The organism is Myroides sp. C6-3 (assembly GCF_050522425.1).
Classification (GTDB): domain Bacteria; phylum Bacteroidota; class Bacteroidia; order Flavobacteriales; family Flavobacteriaceae; genus Flavobacterium.
This window is the reverse complement of record NZ_JBMVQP010000013.1, coordinates 1-16,361: the sequence shown is the minus strand read 5'-3', so window position 1 is coordinate 16,361 and position 16,361 is coordinate 1. Positions and strand designations below refer to the sequence as shown.

Annotated in this window: 14 protein-coding genes and 1 tRNA gene; 6 read left to right on the top strand and 9 right to left on the bottom strand. The window is 35.9% G+C overall.

Going from position 1 to position 16,361, the window contains the following annotated elements; all coding sequences use genetic code 11:
- Positions 1–17: 17 nt before the first annotated feature.
- The 3 genes from ACPDG9_RS07215 to ACPDG9_RS07205 all read right to left on the bottom strand — a co-directional run bounded on the left by ACPDG9_RS07215 (position 18) and on the right by ACPDG9_RS07205 (position 3,210).
- Entirely contained in the window at positions 18–1,358 is a 1,341-nt protein-coding gene (locus tag ACPDG9_RS07215; protein ID WP_430527083.1) for a mechanosensitive ion channel family protein, read from the bottom strand.
- A gap of 157 nt (positions 1,359–1,515) precedes the next feature.
- Positions 1,516–2,418 carry an OmpA family protein gene (locus tag ACPDG9_RS07210; RefSeq protein WP_430527082.1) on the bottom strand — a complete coding sequence of 301 codons (903 nt, stop codon included), beginning with the start codon at positions 2,416–2,418 and terminating at the stop codon, positions 1,516–1,518.
- A 24-nt stretch (positions 2,419–2,442) separates the two neighbouring features.
- On the bottom strand, positions 2,443–3,210 hold the full coding sequence (locus tag ACPDG9_RS07205) for an exodeoxyribonuclease III (RefSeq protein ID WP_430527081.1): 768 nt from the start codon (positions 3,208–3,210) through the stop codon (positions 2,443–2,445).
- A 301-nt stretch (positions 3,211–3,511) separates the two neighbouring features.
- Between ACPDG9_RS07205 and ACPDG9_RS07200 the strand changes: the two genes are divergently transcribed.
- Together ACPDG9_RS07200 and ACPDG9_RS07195 are read left to right on the top strand one after the other, a co-directional pair.
- Positions 3,512–5,335 (top strand): GNAT family N-acyltransferase, encoded by a 1,824-nt coding sequence (locus ACPDG9_RS07200; RefSeq protein ID WP_430527080.1) that lies wholly within the window; start codon positions 3,512–3,514, stop codon positions 5,333–5,335.
- Positions 5,336–5,507: 172 nt separating this feature from the next.
- Positions 5,508–5,948, top strand: coding sequence for a hypothetical protein (locus ACPDG9_RS07195; RefSeq protein ID WP_430527079.1), 441 nt, complete (start codon positions 5,508–5,510; stop codon positions 5,946–5,948).
- 39 nt (positions 5,949–5,987) lie between these two features.
- On the opposite strand, the gene ACPDG9_RS07190 is transcribed toward ACPDG9_RS07195, so the two are convergent.
- The 5 genes from ACPDG9_RS07190 to serS form a co-directional block, all read right to left on the bottom strand.
- Positions 5,988–6,935 carry a 2-hydroxyacid dehydrogenase gene (locus ACPDG9_RS07190; protein ID WP_430527078.1) on the bottom strand — a complete coding sequence of 316 codons (948 nt, stop codon included), beginning with the start codon at positions 6,933–6,935 and terminating at the stop codon, positions 5,988–5,990.
- A gap of 10 nt (positions 6,936–6,945) precedes the next feature.
- Entirely contained in the window at positions 6,946–8,298 is a 1,353-nt protein-coding gene (gene mgtE / locus ACPDG9_RS07185) for a magnesium transporter (RefSeq protein ID WP_430527077.1), read from the bottom strand.
- Positions 8,279–9,067: a 16S rRNA (adenine(1518)-N(6)/adenine(1519)-N(6))-dimethyltransferase RsmA gene (gene rsmA, locus ACPDG9_RS07180; RefSeq protein ID WP_430527076.1), complete on the bottom strand. Its 789-nt coding sequence runs from the start codon at positions 9,065–9,067 to the stop codon at positions 8,279–8,281. The genes mgtE and rsmA overlap by 20 nt, the downstream gene beginning before the upstream one ends.
- A gap of 11 nt (positions 9,068–9,078) precedes the next feature.
- Positions 9,079–9,390: a DUF4286 family protein gene (locus ACPDG9_RS07175; RefSeq protein ID WP_430527075.1), complete on the bottom strand. Its 312-nt coding sequence runs from the start codon at positions 9,388–9,390 to the stop codon at positions 9,079–9,081.
- A gap of 93 nt (positions 9,391–9,483) precedes the next feature.
- The gene (gene serS, locus ACPDG9_RS07170; RefSeq protein ID WP_430527074.1) at positions 9,484–10,755 is read right to left on the bottom strand and encodes a serine--tRNA ligase; all 1,272 of its coding nucleotides are present in this window, start codon (positions 10,753–10,755) and stop codon (positions 9,484–9,486) included.
- Positions 10,756–11,080: 325 nt separating this feature from the next.
- Between serS and rseP the strand changes: the two genes are divergently transcribed.
- Both rseP and ACPDG9_RS07160 read left to right on the top strand, forming a co-directional pair.
- Positions 11,081–12,433 carry an RIP metalloprotease RseP gene (gene rseP / locus ACPDG9_RS07165; RefSeq protein ID WP_430527073.1) on the top strand — a complete coding sequence of 451 codons (1,353 nt, stop codon included), beginning with the start codon at positions 11,081–11,083 and terminating at the stop codon, positions 12,431–12,433.
- 76 nt (positions 12,434–12,509) lie between these two features.
- Positions 12,510–12,583 (top strand) — tRNA-Asn (locus ACPDG9_RS07160).
- A 105-nt stretch (positions 12,584–12,688) separates the two neighbouring features.
- Here ACPDG9_RS07160 and ACPDG9_RS07155 read toward each other — a convergent pair.
- Entirely contained in the window at positions 12,689–13,621 is a 933-nt protein-coding gene (locus ACPDG9_RS07155; protein ID WP_430527072.1) for an Omp28-related outer membrane protein, read from the bottom strand.
- A 124-nt stretch (positions 13,622–13,745) separates the two neighbouring features.
- Between ACPDG9_RS07155 and ACPDG9_RS07150 the strand changes: the two genes are divergently transcribed.
- Entirely contained in the window at positions 13,746–14,234 is a 489-nt protein-coding gene (locus ACPDG9_RS07150; RefSeq protein WP_430527071.1) for a TlpA family protein disulfide reductase, read from the top strand.
- A gap of 3 nt (positions 14,235–14,237) precedes the next feature.
- On the top strand, positions 14,238–15,887 hold the full coding sequence (locus ACPDG9_RS07145; protein WP_430527070.1) for a DUF6029 family protein: 1,650 nt from the start codon (positions 14,238–14,240) through the stop codon (positions 15,885–15,887).
- Positions 15,888–16,361 lie beyond the last annotated feature (474 nt).

Here is a 16,361-nt window from a genome sequence, read left to right as displayed (position 1 = left end):
AGCTTTTTTTGGTATGATTAAGATGGATTTGTAGTTGAATCTTGACTATTGGCAATAAATTGTCTTACATCATCAGAGGAAGGAAGTTCAAATACTTCTAAGTGGAAGTAGTCGATAGCAGCTAAGACATGATCAAACATATCGGCCATAACCGTTTCGTAGAATGCCCAGACGGTACTATTCGTAAACATATACAATTCTATAGGTAGTCCGTGCTCCGTCGGTTGCAAATGGCGAACCATCAAATGATATTCCTTGTGTATGTTTGGGTTTTGTTGTGCATAGCGCAATACATAGGCTCGAAACAAACCAATATTCGTCATGCGACGACCGTTAACAGGCATTGATTGATCGGCATTTGTATTGATGTTGTATTCGTCGATTTCTTTTTGACGCTCTTCTATATAAGGTTTTAGCAGCTGAATTTTCTTTAATTCATTGAGCTCTGATGATTCTAAAAAGCGAATGGATGACATCTTGATATTGATGCTTCTTTTAATTCGCCTTCCTCCTGAAACTTGCATACCGCGATAGTTTTTGAAGGAATCACTAATCAGTAAGTAAGTGGGGATCGTTGTAATCGTTTTGTCGAAGTTCTGCACTTTTACTGTACTGAGGTTGATCTCTAAAACTGTTCCATCTGCACCAAATTTAGCCATTTCAATCCAATCCCCCACGCGAACCATGTCGTTAGTAGACACTTGTATACTCGCGACAAATCCCATAATGGTGTCCTTGAAGACTAACATTAAAATTGCAGAGGCAGCTCCTAAAGACACTAAGAACTTAATAGGATCTGTTCCCGTAAGAGTAGAAAAAATGATCACTCCTGCAAAGAAGTAAAGAATAATACTCGCAACTTGTGTATAACTATCAATGGGTTTATCCGCTAAACGCGGTTTGGTTTTGGCGTAATCTCTAACTGTCCGAATAATAGATCGACATAGTAAAGTAATAACGATAACGAATAAGATATTGGTTAGCGATAAAACGAAATTGATGACATTGGGAAATCCCATGAAAAAGATAGGAAACAAAATGCGAGCTAAAGCTACTGGAATAAAATGGGTGATATTGTGCAGGACTTTATTGTTGATGATGATATCATCTAGTTGTGTTTTGGATAAAGCGGCATATTTTCGAGCAATGACTATGAATATATTTTTTAGTATATAATCTAACGTAAACATCACAAGGGAAAACGCAAGAAGTAAAACAATCGTTGTGACCACGTGTGTTTCATGGTCTTCTAGATGTAAAAAATGAAGATGATCAAAAAACCATTTGTAGATACTATTCAATTGACTAAAATCGATGATATCATTGATGTTTTTTTGATTTAAAGCTAAGAGGAACATTGTTGTTTGTTTTTTGATTGAAAAAAGGCAAGATAACCAATAAAAACTGGTTTATGTGTTAAGAAGAAGGCAAATCAAAGATTATAAATTACTAAAAACTCAAAAAAAGCACTATAATATGTAGTTATAGTGCTTTTAAATAAGATTGAAGTAAGCGTTATAGTTGATTCAACATTTCGTTGATTTGATCTAAATTTGGTGTTAGAATAACTTCAATGCGTCGATTTTTGGCTTTGCCCTCATTTGAGGTATTGCTCATTAATGGAGCATATTCACTTCGTCCAGCAGCAGTTAAGTTCTTTTTGTCGATTGATCCATTTTCGGTTAAGATAGAAACAATCGCTAAAGCGCGCTTGGTGGATAAATCCCAGTTGTTTTGTACCCCATCGCCTAGGTTACCCAATATCTTATCATTATCTGTATGCCCCTCAATGAGTACGGCTATATCGGGATTAATTGCTAAAACTTTACCAAGTTCTACGACCGCTTGGCGACCTTCGTCGTTCACAGCCCAACTCCCTGATTTGAATAGTAGTTTATTCTCCATGGATACATAGACTTTTCCATTCTTCTGTTCAATTGTTAGCCCTCTTCCTTCAAAGGCATTTAATGCGTGAGAGAGATTGTCTCTTAGTGCTTTCATCTGTTTGTCGTTGGCCGCTAAGATCGCTTCTAATTCTTGAACGCGTTGCGATTTTAAATCTAATTCTGCTTGCGCTTTTGCCAAACGTGCCGCTTCTGCTTGTAAGGATTCTTCACTGTGCTTTTCTAAATTGGTGTATGAACTTTGCAGATCTTGAAGACGGTGTTGAGCAGCTGCAATCTCTGCGTTTAAATTTTGTCTTTCTTGTTGCAGATCTTTTAGCTGTTGAGCCAATTGTTTTTTTGCTTGTTCTAAATCAGTCATCGAACTATTTAAAGTAGTTAAATCCTCTGATAGTCTTTGATTTTCTTCAAGTGCACTTTGGTATTGTTGATCGAGTTCGTTGTACAATCTTCTCGTTACACAAGAAGAGAGTAAAAGGATGGTGAATAAGCCGATGGAAAGTCTTTTTATCATGTAAATGAGTGTTTATAAGTGGAATTAATCGTTGATTTCTACAACAATCGGACAATGGTCAGAGTGTTTGACGTCTTGTAAGATAGAAGCACTACATAGGCGATCTTGCATCGGTTGAGAAACCATATTGTAATCAATTCTCCATCCTTTGTTGTTGTTTCTCGCATTAGCTCGGTATGTCCACCAGCTATATTGATGCGGCTCCGTATTGAACATGCGGAAGCTATCAATAAAGCCATGGGCTACAAATTTGTCAACCCAAGCTCTTTCTTCTGGAAGAAAACCAGATACCTTCGCGTTGCGAACAGGATCGTGGATGTCGATCGCTTTGTGACAAATATTATAGTCTCCACAGATAATTAAATTGGGAATTTCTATTTTCAACGCTTGAATGTAGTCGAAAAAGTCATCCATATATTGGTATTTAAAATCTAATCGATCGATATTCGATGCCGATGGCAGATATAAGGACATTACAGAAAAGGTGTCGAAATCAACGCGTAGATTTCTACCCTCAAAATCCATGTAGTCAATCCCTGTTCCATACGTGATGTGGTTGGGTTTTTCTTTACAAAAAATGGCAACTCCACTATATCCCGCTTTTTGTGCTGAAAAATAGTATTGATAAGGATATCCTGCTAACGTAATTTCATCCGTTGGGATTTGATCTTCTTTGGCTTTGATTTCTTGTAGGCAGATAATATCTGCGTTTTCCTCCTGCATCCAATCCAGTAAACCTTTTTTTATTGCAGCGCGAATCCCGTTAACATTATAGGAAATGATTTTTTTCATTTTGCGTTTTTTTGTGTGAAAATCAAAAATAGAAAAAATATGCTTTATTCTCATTTAAAAGCTTGGGATAGGCCGTATTTTAATCTTTAATTAGCATTCTCACAAGATTAGTACGTACTAAGGAAAAGAGGAGAGCGGAACGGGAAACTAAAATAGGAATAGGAATAGAGGTATCTTTTTTTTAATCAGTGATTTAGGTTTTTATCGTCAATATGACTAAGGATATGCGGGCAAGGTTGATAAAATAAAACAGATTACCTAAAGATTTTAGTATATTTGTCTTACTTAAATTTTGAAATTGATGGGGTTAGTAACAGCTAAGGAAGTAGCGAAAGCGATTAATGTGGACAAGTATGGTATATTTGGTACTTTTACCGGGTGGTTGCTTATGAAAACGCTTAAGGTTACCACATTAAATAAGATTTACGATAGAAATAAACATCTAGAAGATTTAGAATTTTTGAATTCGATTTTAGAAGAATTTCAAATTGAATTTCAAATTGATCCTGAGGAATTAAAACGATTGCCTAAAAAAGGCCCTTATATAACGATTTCCAATCACCCATTAGGAGGTATTGATGGTATTTTATTGCTGAAGTTGATGTTAGAACACGACCCCAATTTTAAGATCATTGCTAACTTCTTATTGCATCGAATCGAGCCGTTAAAGCCGTATATCATGCCAGTAAATCCGTTTGAAAACAACAAAGATGTAAAATCAAGCGTGTTAGGGTTAAAAGAAACGCTGAGGCATTTAAGTGATGGAAAGCCTTTGGGTATTTTCCCAGCAGGAGAGGTGTCTACTTACAAAGATGATCGTTTGGTTGTTGATAAACCGTGGGAAGAAGGCGCCATTAAGTTGATTAAAAAGGCCAATGTTCCGGTTGTACCGATCTATTTTCATGCAAAAAACAGTAAGTTATTTTACTTTTTATCTCAGATCAACCCTACGTTACGCACCGCAAAATTACCATCTGAACTGTTAACGCAAAAAGATCGTGTAATAAAAGTGCGCATTGGGCGTCCAATAGCTGTTGAAGAACAAAACGAACATTATGATTTGAGCGATTACGGTAATTTCTTGCGTTTTAAAACGTATTTATTATCCAACGCTTACAAAGATGAGGACTCCCGTAAATGGATTAAGGTTCCCTCTTTTAATTTTAAATTTCCAAAGATGGTAAAGGACATTGTCCCTCCACAACCCGTTGATAGAATCAAACAAGAGATAGAAGCTTTACGCGAAAAGAATTTCCGCTTACTGCAAAGTAAGAATTATGAAGTCTTCTTGTGTAAAGCAGATAGGATTCCTACTATTTTATTAGAACTAGGTCGACTTAGAGAAGTTACTTTTCGAGAAGTTGGCGAAGGAACAAATAATGAGCTCGATTTGGATCAATACGACAAGTATTACCACCATATGTTTTTATGGGATAACGAGGCAGAACAAATTTGCGGTGCGTACCGCATGGGATTAGGATCTGAAATTTATAAAAAGTATGGCATAAACGGCTTTTACTTGAATGAATTATTTCGCTTTGAGTCTGAATTATACCCTATGATGGCACAGTCTATCGAAATGGGGCGCGCTTTTATTATTAAAGATTATCAACAAAAACCGATGCCACTGTTTTTATTGTGGAAGGGAATTGTTCATACAACCTTGCGCTTTCCAGAACACCAATACTTAATCGGGGGGGTAAGTATTAGCAATCAGTTTTCTGATTTCTCAAAATCACTGATGATAGAATTCATGCGTTCCCATTATTTCGATCCTTTTATTGCACAGTATGTTACTCCTAAAATGGAGTACAAAGTAAATTTAAAAGATGCAGATAAAGATTTAATCTTTAATGAAACGGAATCCGATTTGAATAAATTCGATAAGATCATTGAAGATGTGGAACCTGCAAAATTGAGAGTGCCTGTCTTAATCAAGAAATACATCAAACAAAACGCAAAGGTTATTGCGTTTAATGTAGACCCGATGTTTAATAATGCTATTGACGGATTGATGTATATTAAGATTGCGGATTTGCCTGAAAGCACAGTAAAGCCAGTTATGGAGGAATTTGAAGCGGAACTTGAGCGAAAAATTCAAGAAGAAGCCAATAAGTTTAATTAGAAAAATATAAAAAACACCTAATTCAGGGTGTTTTTTTGTTTTTAAAGTAGATATGTTCTTTTAGTTTCTTTTATTTTATCTTTTTTGTGTAGTAATAGATAATTTTTTTGGTTATTGGTTGCATAATGTAAAAAAAAAGCTATTTTTGAGTTGTTAAATAAAAGTGAAAGCAATGTTCAGAAAAGTTAAGTTTATTTTAGTATGTGCAGTTCTTGCAATGGGTGCTACAGCTTGTGGTACAGATAATGATAGTGATCCGAAACCAATCTTAAAGAGCGAGGTTTACGACATATCGGTTGAAATAACGGATGACGTTTATTTGAAGACAATTGCCGTAAATAAGTCGAGTAGTACGAAAGTATCGACAGATTATTTGTTAAATACGGAAAACGATATTCCTGTTGTAGTGGATCCAACTGCTCCGCTTCCAGAAAAGACAAAGAAATGGACGAAAAGTTATTCTAAAACAAGTGCTGAATTGATTAGTGTTTTGGTAGAAGGAACTGCTGAAAACGCTGGAGAATATGCGTTAATTATCATCGCGAAAGAAGGAGATACTATCGTTAATAAAAGATCTTCAGGTGAAAAGATACTTTTAGATGTAGGGATCTAAATCATATAAAAGAAGAACAGCTTTTGGGCTGTTCTTTTTTTATGTCAAATGACGGCGTATTTTATCTATAATAGTCTGCGCTAATTTTTCTTTACTTTCTACGGTCCATCCTGCAATATGAGGGGATAATAGCACCTTTTTTGACTGGATTAAGTATTGCATCGGTTGAGGTAGTGTTTCATCGGCAAACATATGCTCAAAGGAAGATTTCTCGTATTCCAACACATCAAGTGCTGCCCCGCGAACTTTTCCATTTTCTAGTGCAGTAACGAGATCTGCGGTGTGTACTGCTTTTCCTCTTGCTGTATTGATCAACCAAAAGGGCTTAGCCATTTGCTCAATAAACGATTGATTGATCATATGTATAGTCTCTGGAGTTTGTGGAATATGTAAGCTTATAATATCTGCTTTTTGTTGCAATTCGAGTAGAGAAACCTGTTTGGCATATTGATTCTCTAAATTGTCCTTGATATCGTAAAAGATTACTTCGCAATCAAAGCCTTGTAGGCGTTTGGCAAATGCATTTCCCATATGGCCATAGCCAATGATACCTACTGTTTTTCCCTCAAGCTCAATGCCTCTATTGCCTTCTCGAATCCAAATGCCTTCTCGAACTTCTTGATCTACTAGATTTAGTTTGTTCAATAAGCTAAGCAACATGCCTAAGGCGTGTTCTCCTACAGCCGTTTGATTCCCTTCGGGTGCTGCAAGTAAGGCAATGCCTTTCGCTTTGGCAAAGGTGCAATCAATATTTTCTAAACCTGCACCAACACGTCCAATGAATTTTAATCGTGTAGCTTTTTCTAAAAAGGCCGCGTCGATTTTGAATCGACTGCGAATGATGAGGCCTTCATATTCGTGAATACTCGCTTCAATAGTTTCTTTACTTGAGCTGTAATCCTCAATGTTCTCATACCCCATAGCGGCTAATTGCGCTAACATTAATGGGTGGTTGCTATCTAAATGAAGTACTTTTTTTGTTGCCATAACAGAGATTTTAAAACCCTAGAATTACTTTTGCGATAGAGAAGTAAATTAAAATACCGAAAATATCGTTGCTTGTTGTAATAAATGGACCTGTCGCTAAGGCAGGATCTACACCGTATTTATTTAATAGAATTGGCACAAATGTTCCAATGAGACTTGCAATTATAATTACACTGATCAATGCAATAGAAACAGTAATGCCAATAATGTAATCAACCCCTAATAATACATGGCTCCCAATCATTAATAAAATAGCCAATAAAAATCCGTTGAGTAAGCTTAAGGATACTTCTTTGCTCAATCGTTTCCAAATAGAGCCTGATATGGTATTATTAGCCAGTCCTTGTACGATAATAGCAGAGGATTGCACCCCTACATTTCCCGCCATAGCCGCAATCAAAGGCGTAAAAAAGAAGAGTACACCAAACTTTTCCATGGCATCTTCAAAACTACGGGATACATTTACAGCAACAAAGCCACCAATCATGGCAAGAATTAACCAAGGAAGTCTTGCTTTCGTTAAGGTTAAAATACTGTCATTGGTATCGACATCTTGAGAAATCCCCGCAGCAAGCTGGTAATCCTTATCTGCTTCTTCCTTAATGACGTCGACAATGTCATCAATGGTAATTCGCCCCACTAATCGTCCCATTTCATCAACCACAGGAATCGCTTCTAAATCGTATTTTTGCATGATACGCGCTACTTCTGTATCTTCTGTGTCAACTTTGACGTAATCAACTTTTGGAATGTATACATCGCTAATATGGGTGGTGGTAGAAGATGTTAACAAATCTTTGAGCGATAAGCGTCCTTTTAATCGTCCTTCGTCATCTACCACATAGATCGAATGTACGCGGGAAACGTGTTCTGCTTGTTTGCGCATTTCTTTGACACAAGTGAGGATGGACCAATTAACATTCACCGAAACGAACTCTTTGGCCATTAATCCCCCCGCAGTATCCTCATCATAGCGCAAAAGTTCGACAATATCTTTGGCGTGTTCTAAGTCTTCCAACTCTAATAACACTTCTTCTTGTCTTTTTTCGGATAATTCAGCTATAATATCTGCCGCATCATCTGTATCGAGTTCGTCTAACTCTTCTGCAATTTCTTTGGGTGAGAGACTTTTTAAGATCTTTTCTCGTAAGTCCTCATCTAAATTGAGTAATATCTCTGCAGTAACTTCACTATCTAGTATATCGAAGATATAAATAGCTTCTTCTGAGTGAAGCTCATTCATCATCTCAGCAATATCCACGGCGTGAATATCCTTGAGTAGCTCTAATAATTCGGCTTCTCTTCCTGTAGCAATAAGCTCTTCGATTTGTAGAATAGTTTCATCACTGATTTTGAACTCCATGTACTTCTATTTTTTTTGTAAGATCAATAAATTCTTCAACGCCCAATTGTTCAGGGCGCAAGTTGAAAATAGCTTCCTCTCGAATTTCATCGGGTAACCCAAACCCTTTAAGGCTATTTCTCAATGTTTTTCGTCGTTGATTGAAGGCCGTTTTGACAACTGTAAAAAACAGTTTTTCATTGCAAGGCAAGGTGTAATTTTCCTTGCGACGCATGCGCATTACACCTGATTTTACCTTAGGCGGAGGATTAAACACATGTTCAGATACGGTAAATAGATATTCAGTATCGTAAAACGCTTGCGTTAAAACAGAGAGAATACCATAAGTCTTGCTTCCCTTTTTTTCGCATATGCGCTCTGCTACTTCTTTTTGAAACATACCAGAGAATTCGGGCACATAGTCACGAAGTTCTAAAACGCGAAATACAATTTGAGTGGAAATGTTGTACGGAAAGTTTCCGATCACCGCAAAAGGCTCCTGATTAAAGGCCTGAACAATGTTGAATTTTAGAAAATCCTGTGCAAAAATATGATTGTGAAGCTTTGCGTAATGCTTATGTAGATAATCAACAGATTCCGTATCAATTTCTACAACGAAAGTTTCAATGGGTTTTTCCAATACATATTTGGTTAAAACCCCCATTCCAGGACCGATCTCCAGTACTTTTCTATATCCCTCTAAAGTAAGCGTATCAGCGATGCGCTTTGCCACATTCTCATCTGTTAAAAAGTGTTGGCCCAGGTGTTTTTTTGCTCTAACTTTGTCCATTAGTTCTCGGTTTAGTGTTCGCTTATAAGTTCTAATTCTGTTTTAAACGTAAGCATCTTATCACCAAATTTCTTGCGTGATTCCATTTCAAAATAATCGTGCTCTTCGTTGTAGAACTGTTGTAAAAGTTTAGCATCAGGTGTTTCAAATTGGATAGAATACGTAATTCCTCCCATGTCTTCATCCACTAAGACTTTTACCATTCGTGCTTTGTCGAATTTTTGTGTGTTTAAGATGCCAGGAATATAAAACTCTTTCGTCCATGCCATCCAATCGTCGTGTACACTTTCGTGAATGTTTATTGTGATATTGTAAATAATCATAAGTCTCAATTAGGGTTATGCAAAGATAAAAAAAGCACCAAATGTCTTTTTAGGATTTGGTGCTTTTCATATGCGTGTATTTATCGTGTAAAATTAATCAATAATATCAAATCCTGTGTATGGTCTTAAGACCTCAGGTATCACAATTCCTTCTGGAGTTTGATAATTTTCTAGGATTCCAGCCAATACACGTGGTAAAGCTAGTGAACTACCATTTAAGGTATGAGCCAATTGACTTTTACCTTCTTTGTCTTTGAAACGCAGTTTTAAACGATTAGCTTGGAATGTTTCAAAGTTTGAAACAGAGCTAATCTCTAACCATCTGTCTTGCGCTGTAGAGAATACTTCAAAATCATAGGTTAATGCTGAAGTGAAGCCCATATCACCTCCACATAATCTCAAAATTCTGTACGGTAATTTCAATTCGTGCAATAATTCTTGTACGTGTTCTACCATACCGTCTAAGGCTTCGTAAGAACGACTAGGGTGCTCAATGCGAACAATCTCCACTTTGTCAAACTGATGTAAGCGGTTTAATCCTCTTACGTGTGCACCATATGATCCTGCTTCACGACGGAAACATGGGGTATATCCTGTACATAGAATAGGGAAGTCATTCTCTTGTAAGAGAACATCTCTAAACATATTGGTAATCGGAACTTCTGCTGTTGGAATTAAGTACAAATCGTCAACGCCGATGTGGTACATTTGTCCTTCTTTATCAGGTAATTGTCCCGTTCCAAAACCAGATGCTTCATTGATCACATGAGGTACTTGATATTCTTTATATCCAGCAGCGGTATTTTTATCCAAAAAGTATGAAATCAAAGCGCGTTGTAAACGTGCTCCTTTTCCTTTGTATACCGGAAAACCTGCCCCTGTAATTTTATTTCCTAATTCGAAATCAATTAAATCGTATTTTTTTGCCAATTCCCAATGTGGTAATGCACCTTCGTGTAGCGTTGGAATTTCTCCATGTTGGTGAACTGTGATGTTGTCATCCGCATCCTTACCCGCAGGAACAATATCCGTTGGAACGTTGGGAATTGTATATAACTTTTCCGTAAGCGCCGCAGATACTTGATTCAGCTGTTCTGTTAGTTCTTTGCTTTGCTCACGTAAATTAGATGTTTTTTCTTTGATGAGCTCTGCCTTTGCTTTTTCTCCACTTTTCATTAACTCACCAATACTTTTGGATAGCTTGTTGGATTCCGCTAAGACATTGTCTAATTCAACTTGTGTTGCTCTTCTTTTTTCATCCAAAGCAAGCACTTCGTTTAGCACCTCCGTAACATCAAGATTTCTTTTTGCCAAGCCTTTGATCACTTGTTCTTGATTCTCTCTAATAAAAGCTATCTGTAACATAGTATAAATAATAGTTTAAGATAACAAAGTTAGAAAATACTTTTTTATTATTCGTCTTTTTGTCGTTTTTCATCTTGATTCTCGATAACAAAAGGCATGAGCAACGCGCAAATACCATTTTATTGATGGTTTGAGAAAAATAAACAAGTGAAAGAATGCTGGACTACTGGACTAAAATACAGAAAAAGGGAGTGTTTTTTTATAGGGTACAAGAGGGGATCAAAAGAATCGGCCCTTTCTTCCGAATACTTTCCTAAAATATAGTTGATAGTTCAACTAATATTTTATTTTTGCTTATTATTCAGATTTGAAACCAAATTAGACAATGGAAATATTGATTAAACTTTCTCAATTTTTATTGAGCTTATCCTTTTTGATTATTCTGCACGAGTTAGGGCATTTTATTCCAGCTAAATTATTTAAAACTCGCGTAGAGAAATTCTACCTTTTCTTTGATGTTAAGTTCTCATTATTTAAGAAGAAAATAGGGGATACAGTGTACGGAATTGGATGGTTACCTTTAGGAGGGTATGTGAAGATTTCAGGAATGGTTGACGAAAGTATGGACACGGAGCAATTAAAAAGTGAACCACAACCCTGGGAATTTCGTTCGAAACCAGCTTGGCAGCGTTTGATCATTATGTTAGGAGGGGTTACCGTAAACTTTATCTTGGCTTTTGTTATCTATATCGGTATGACCTATGCCTACGGTGATTTGTATATTTCCAATAAGGATATGGATCATGGTGTATGGGTACAATCACCTATTTTACAAGAAGCAGGAATGAAAACGGGAGATAAAATTATCGCAGTAGATGGAAAGGAAATTGATCGCTTTAATGATGTAGGGTATGCAATTATGATGGGGCATCAAGTGGAAGTTGAGCGAAATGGTGTAAAAGAGAGTATTGATTTACCGGTTAACTTACTTGGACAATTAAGTGAAGGGAACAAAGCTGGCGGACTTGTTTCTTTGCGTGTGCCATTTATTGTAGTTGCTTTTAATGAAGAAGGAGATCAATCCAATGCTCAAACGTTGCAACTAAAAGATCAAGTGAAAAGTGTAAATGGTGTAAATACGCCGTTTGTAGATCAAGTGCAAGCAGTGTTAGCTGCTAATAAAGGACAGGTTGTACCTGCTGTAATTGACAGAGACGGGAAAGAATTGACGGTTAATCTAAAAGTTGATGAAGAAGGTAAACTAAACCTTTTCTTCGCTCCAATTCTAACCATTGATACGCTTGAAAAAATGGGCTTGTATACGATCAGCCAAGTGAAATATTCGCTAGGTGAATCTTTCTCTGTTGGAATTGCAAAAGGAGTTGAGAAAGTAGGCGGTTATTTTGATCAATTGAAGAAAATTGTAAAACCAGAAACAGGGGCTTATAAAGGTGTAGGTGGATTCAAAGCCATTTACGATATCTTTCCTTCGGTTTGGAGTTGGGAGTATTTTTGGAATATTACTGCTTTATTGTCTATTATGTTAGGGGTGATGAACTTATTACCTATTCCTGCATTAGATGGAGGACATGTGATGTTTTTACTATATGAAATGATTACCGGAAGAAAACCAAGTGATAAGTTTTTAGAGAATGCTCAAATGGTTGGTTTCTTTATCCTTATCGGATTGCTATTGTTTGCCAACGGGAACGATATCTATAAGGCGATATTCAAGTAAATAAAAAATAAAGCGAATGTATTTGCAGAAATAAAAAATGATCTTATATTTGCACTGCATTTAAGGTAAGATACCTTCCTCCTTAGCTCAGTTGGTTAGAGCATCTGACTGTTAATCAGAGGGTCCTTGGTTCGAGCCCAAGAGGGGGAGCAAATAAAGCCTGACAAGTAATTGTCAGGCTTTTTTGTTTTTAGGAGCGGGTATAAAAAAAACCTATACGCAAGTATAGGTTTTTTTATCGTATGAAGAAGTGATTTATTTCACTACTTGATAATCTTGTGTTGTATTAGCTTTAGCTTTTTGAGCGTTTAAAGCTAGTCCTTTTTCATCAAGAATGACAACAACTACTTCAGATTTGCTAAGATCAATTGTGTCGTAAGTTAACTCAACAGAGGTAGTGAATTCGGTATCTTTTACCGTTGCACTTGCAGCTATTGCATCACCTAATACGTTATTTGATGCTCTTACAACATGGTTGTGTACAAAGTTACTCTCCCATCTTCCTCTTCCAGAAGTATTTCCATATAATGGTGTTGAGTTAGCTTGACGAGAAACTAAACCATCTTCAAGAACATAAACAACAAGTTTTAAATTTGCATTTAGATCTTCACTAAACTTTAAATTTACGGTTACTGTTCCATTAGTTGCTTGAAGCTCAGAATTGATTTTAATTCCAATATTCGATTTCTCTTTTAGATATCCAGTTCCTTTGATGTACTCAGCAAATTCTTCTTTCGCTAAAAAATAAACTGGATTTTTGTTGGCGTCAAGTTCTCCGTCTATAAATTGATTTGGTTGGTCCCAAGCCGGTTTATTTCTATTCCAAAACAAACTAGGATAAAAAGCTAACTCCATATGTCTTGCATATGTTTCTGCAAAGGGAAGTCTGTAAGGATCACTATAATTATAGTCATCATGAAGTGCAATAGGGATAATTTGATCTTTATAATCTGATTTTTCAATTTCTTCGATCATAAAAGAACCGATTGGACACGCAGGGCAGCCAATTGATGTAAAATCCTCAAGGATTGATTTGTGAGCATAATATACCGTTTCCGTTTCCTCAGGTCCTTCAGGTCCCTCAGGTCCACCTGGATTTCCACCAATAGAACTATCATCACTAGAACATCCAGTCATAAAGGCCATAGTCAATACAAGTAAAGTAGATTTTAAAATTGTTTTTTTCATTGTCTATTTATTGTTAATTGTTGTATAAATAAATACAATATTACGTATAAAAAAAACATAAAAAAAAGTTAGCAACTTGTTTTTTTGCATATATTTACTTTTTAATTTAAGTAAATAATTTTTTATGAAAGTTTTTGTAGCATTATTGTTATTTGTCTCGTCTTTTTGTGTCACAGCACAACAAAGTGTTTTGCCTTCAGTTGTATTAAAGGATTTAGATGGGAAAACATTTAATATTAATGATTTAAGTAAGGAAGAGAAGCCAGTGATTTTGAGTTTTTGGGCAACCTGGTGCGGCCCTTGTTTAAAAGAGTTAGCAGCAATTGATGATGTATATGCGGATTGGCAGAAAGAGACAGGAGTGAAGTTGGTCGCGGTATCTATTGACGATGCAAAATCAGTAAAAAGAGTAAGGCCTTTAGTGAACGGAAAAGGGTGGGATTACAAAGTCTTATTAGATGATAATCATGAGTTAAAACGTGCGATGAATGTGGTGAATGTGCCTTTTACAGCTATCGTTTATAAAGGAGAGATTGTATATAAACATACTAGTTATACCCCAGGAATAGAAAAGGAATTGTATAAACAGGTGAAAGCATTACTAAAAAAATAAAAAATGAAAAGAATATTAGTAGCGGTAGGTATTTTTTTTAGTTTGACAAGTACATATGCCCAAATTAGAGTAGGATTAGAAAATAATTCGCAGTGGTATGTCGATGATAAGAAAGTTAAAATTAATCCAAATGAAGCTGAAGATCGTTTTCGTTCAAATACATATTTGAAAGTGGACTATGATTGGAATAATTGGAGTTTTGGTACCCAAATTGAAGGATACGAACCAAAGTCGATCTTAAATTATTCACCTGACCTAGATGGGATTAATATTGGTGCAATTTATGCGCGTTATAATAATCGTCAGATAGGATTGGATGTTACAGCAGGACATTTTTATGATCAATTTGGTAGTGGATTGCTTTATAGGTCTTGGGAAGATCGACAATTAGGTATCAATAATGCTCTTTTCGGATTAAACGTGAAATATGATATTGCCGACTGGGGATATGTTAAACTTATTGGTGGTAAGCAAAGGGTTGGTATGGGATTTGATTTGTCAAAATCTTTTCTTTTTGGAGCAGATTTTGAAGTAAATGTGGGACAATTGAGTAATTCAGAGCATTTAGATTTGAATGTTGGGGTTAGTTATTTAGGACGTTCATTTGAATCAGATGATTTAAATAAAGGATTGGATAATTTCAACTCTGGGTATGCATTTAGATTTGATTATCGAAATGGTGGCTTTTATGTGGGGTCTGAATACGTTTTTAGAGACAAGGATTATTTTGCTTCCTCCGTAAATATTAATAAAAATGTAAAAATCGATAGTAATGCTTGGTTGGTGAATTTAGGATACTTTCAGAAAGGTTTGTCTTTTGATTTTAACTTTAGACGAATGGAAAGTATGTCCGCATATTCGGAACGACAGTTAACAGGTAACGAATACCATAAAGGGGCAATAAATTATTTACCAGCCTTAGTGAAACAATATGATTATTCATTACAAAATATCTATGTTTATCAAGCGCAAACTAATGCTGATTTGTTTGGTAATAAAAGTGGGGAAATCGGAGGACAGTTTGATTTTTATTACGAATTTCCTAAAGGAAGTGTTTTGGGTGGTGAATATGGTACAAATTTAGTTGTTAACGGTTCTTATTGGGCGGGTTTAAAAACAACATATAATTTGATGGAAAAAGAACTATCTTCTGAATTTTTGTCTTTCGGAGATAAATATTACAGAGATTTTGGAGTAGAAGTAAGAAAGAAATGGTCGAGTAATTGGTCTTCAATATTTATGTACTTAGATCAATACTATAATATGGCAGCTCTAGAAGGTAAGATTGATGATGTTAAGGCTCAAATTTTTAGTGCTGAGACAACTTACCAGTTTTTGGATAACAAGTCGGTGCGTTTAGAAGCGCAACATATGTGGGCGGATAAAGATAAGAAGAACTGGGTTGGAGGAACGCTGGAGTTTGCTTACAATGCTAATTGGGCTGTCTTTGTTAATGATATGTATAATTATGGTAATGATGATAAAGAAAAACGCATCCATTATTATAATGCAGGAGTAAGCTATTCGAAAGGTACAACGCGTATTTCAACGAGCTATGGAAGACAACGTGGAGGATTATTGTGTGTAGGAGGGGTTTGTCGTTATGTAACAGAAGCTGCAGGATTAACTGTTGGAATCACAACATCATTTTAAGTTTTTATAATTTTAGAATTATTATTTTGTTTTTGTATAAAAAGGAGAGCGGAAGCTCTCCTTTTTTGTTCGTCGTTCGTTGTAGAGATTATTATTTAAAGAGCACACCTCTCTTATTTCAGAAAAATTGACCGATACCTCCTAACAGATCACAGATCACTTTTTGTTGTTCGTTGTAGAGATTATTATTTAAAGAGCACACCTTTCTTATTTCAGGAAAATTGACCGATACCTCCTAACAGATCACAGATCACTTTTTGTTGTTGGTTGTAGGGATTATCGTTTAAAGAGAACACTTTCTTATTTCAGAAAAATTGACCGATACCTCCTAACAGATCACGGATCACTTTTTGTTGTTCGTCGTAGAGATTATCGTTTAAAGAGCACACCTTTCTTATTTCAGAAAAATTGACCGATACCTCCTAACAGATCAGTGATAGCTCCCAACAAACAACAAACAACCGACAAAAAATC

Bases quoted from the DNA above. Each gene is read 5' to 3' on its own strand.
- ACPDG9_RS07215 (WP_430527083.1), bottom strand. From the start codon at position 1,358: ATGTTCCTCTTAGCTTTAAATCAAAAAAACATCAATGATATCATCGAT.
- ACPDG9_RS07210 (WP_430527082.1), bottom strand. From the start codon at position 2,418: ATGATAAAAAGACTTTCCATCGGCTTATTCACCATCCTTTTACTCTCT.
- ACPDG9_RS07205 (WP_430527081.1), bottom strand. From the start codon at position 3,210: ATGAAAAAAATCATTTCCTATAATGTTAACGGGATTCGCGCTGCAATA.
- ACPDG9_RS07200 (WP_430527080.1), top strand. From the start codon at position 3,512: ATGGGGTTAGTAACAGCTAAGGAAGTAGCGAAAGCGATTAATGTGGAC.
- ACPDG9_RS07195 (WP_430527079.1), top strand. From the start codon at position 5,508: ATGTTCAGAAAAGTTAAGTTTATTTTAGTATGTGCAGTTCTTGCAATG.
- ACPDG9_RS07190 (WP_430527078.1), bottom strand. From the start codon at position 6,935: ATGGCAACAAAAAAAGTACTTCATTTAGATAGCAACCACCCATTAATG.
- mgtE (WP_430527077.1), bottom strand. From the start codon at position 8,298: ATGGAGTTCAAAATCAGTGATGAAACTATTCTACAAATCGAAGAGCTT.
- rsmA (WP_430527076.1), bottom strand. From the start codon at position 9,067: ATGGACAAAGTTAGAGCAAAAAAACACCTGGGCCAACACTTTTTAACA.
- ACPDG9_RS07175 (WP_430527075.1), bottom strand. From the start codon at position 9,390: ATGATTATTTACAATATCACAATAAACATTCACGAAAGTGTACACGAC.
- serS (WP_430527074.1), bottom strand. From the start codon at position 10,755: ATGTTACAGATAGCTTTTATTAGAGAGAATCAAGAACAAGTGATCAAA.
- rseP (WP_430527073.1), top strand. From the start codon at position 11,081: ATGGAAATATTGATTAAACTTTCTCAATTTTTATTGAGCTTATCCTTT.
- ACPDG9_RS07155 (WP_430527072.1), bottom strand. From the start codon at position 13,621: ATGAAAAAAACAATTTTAAAATCTACTTTACTTGTATTGACTATGGCC.
- ACPDG9_RS07150 (WP_430527071.1), top strand. From the start codon at position 13,746: ATGAAAGTTTTTGTAGCATTATTGTTATTTGTCTCGTCTTTTTGTGTC.
- ACPDG9_RS07145 (WP_430527070.1), top strand. From the start codon at position 14,238: ATGAAAAGAATATTAGTAGCGGTAGGTATTTTTTTTAGTTTGACAAGT.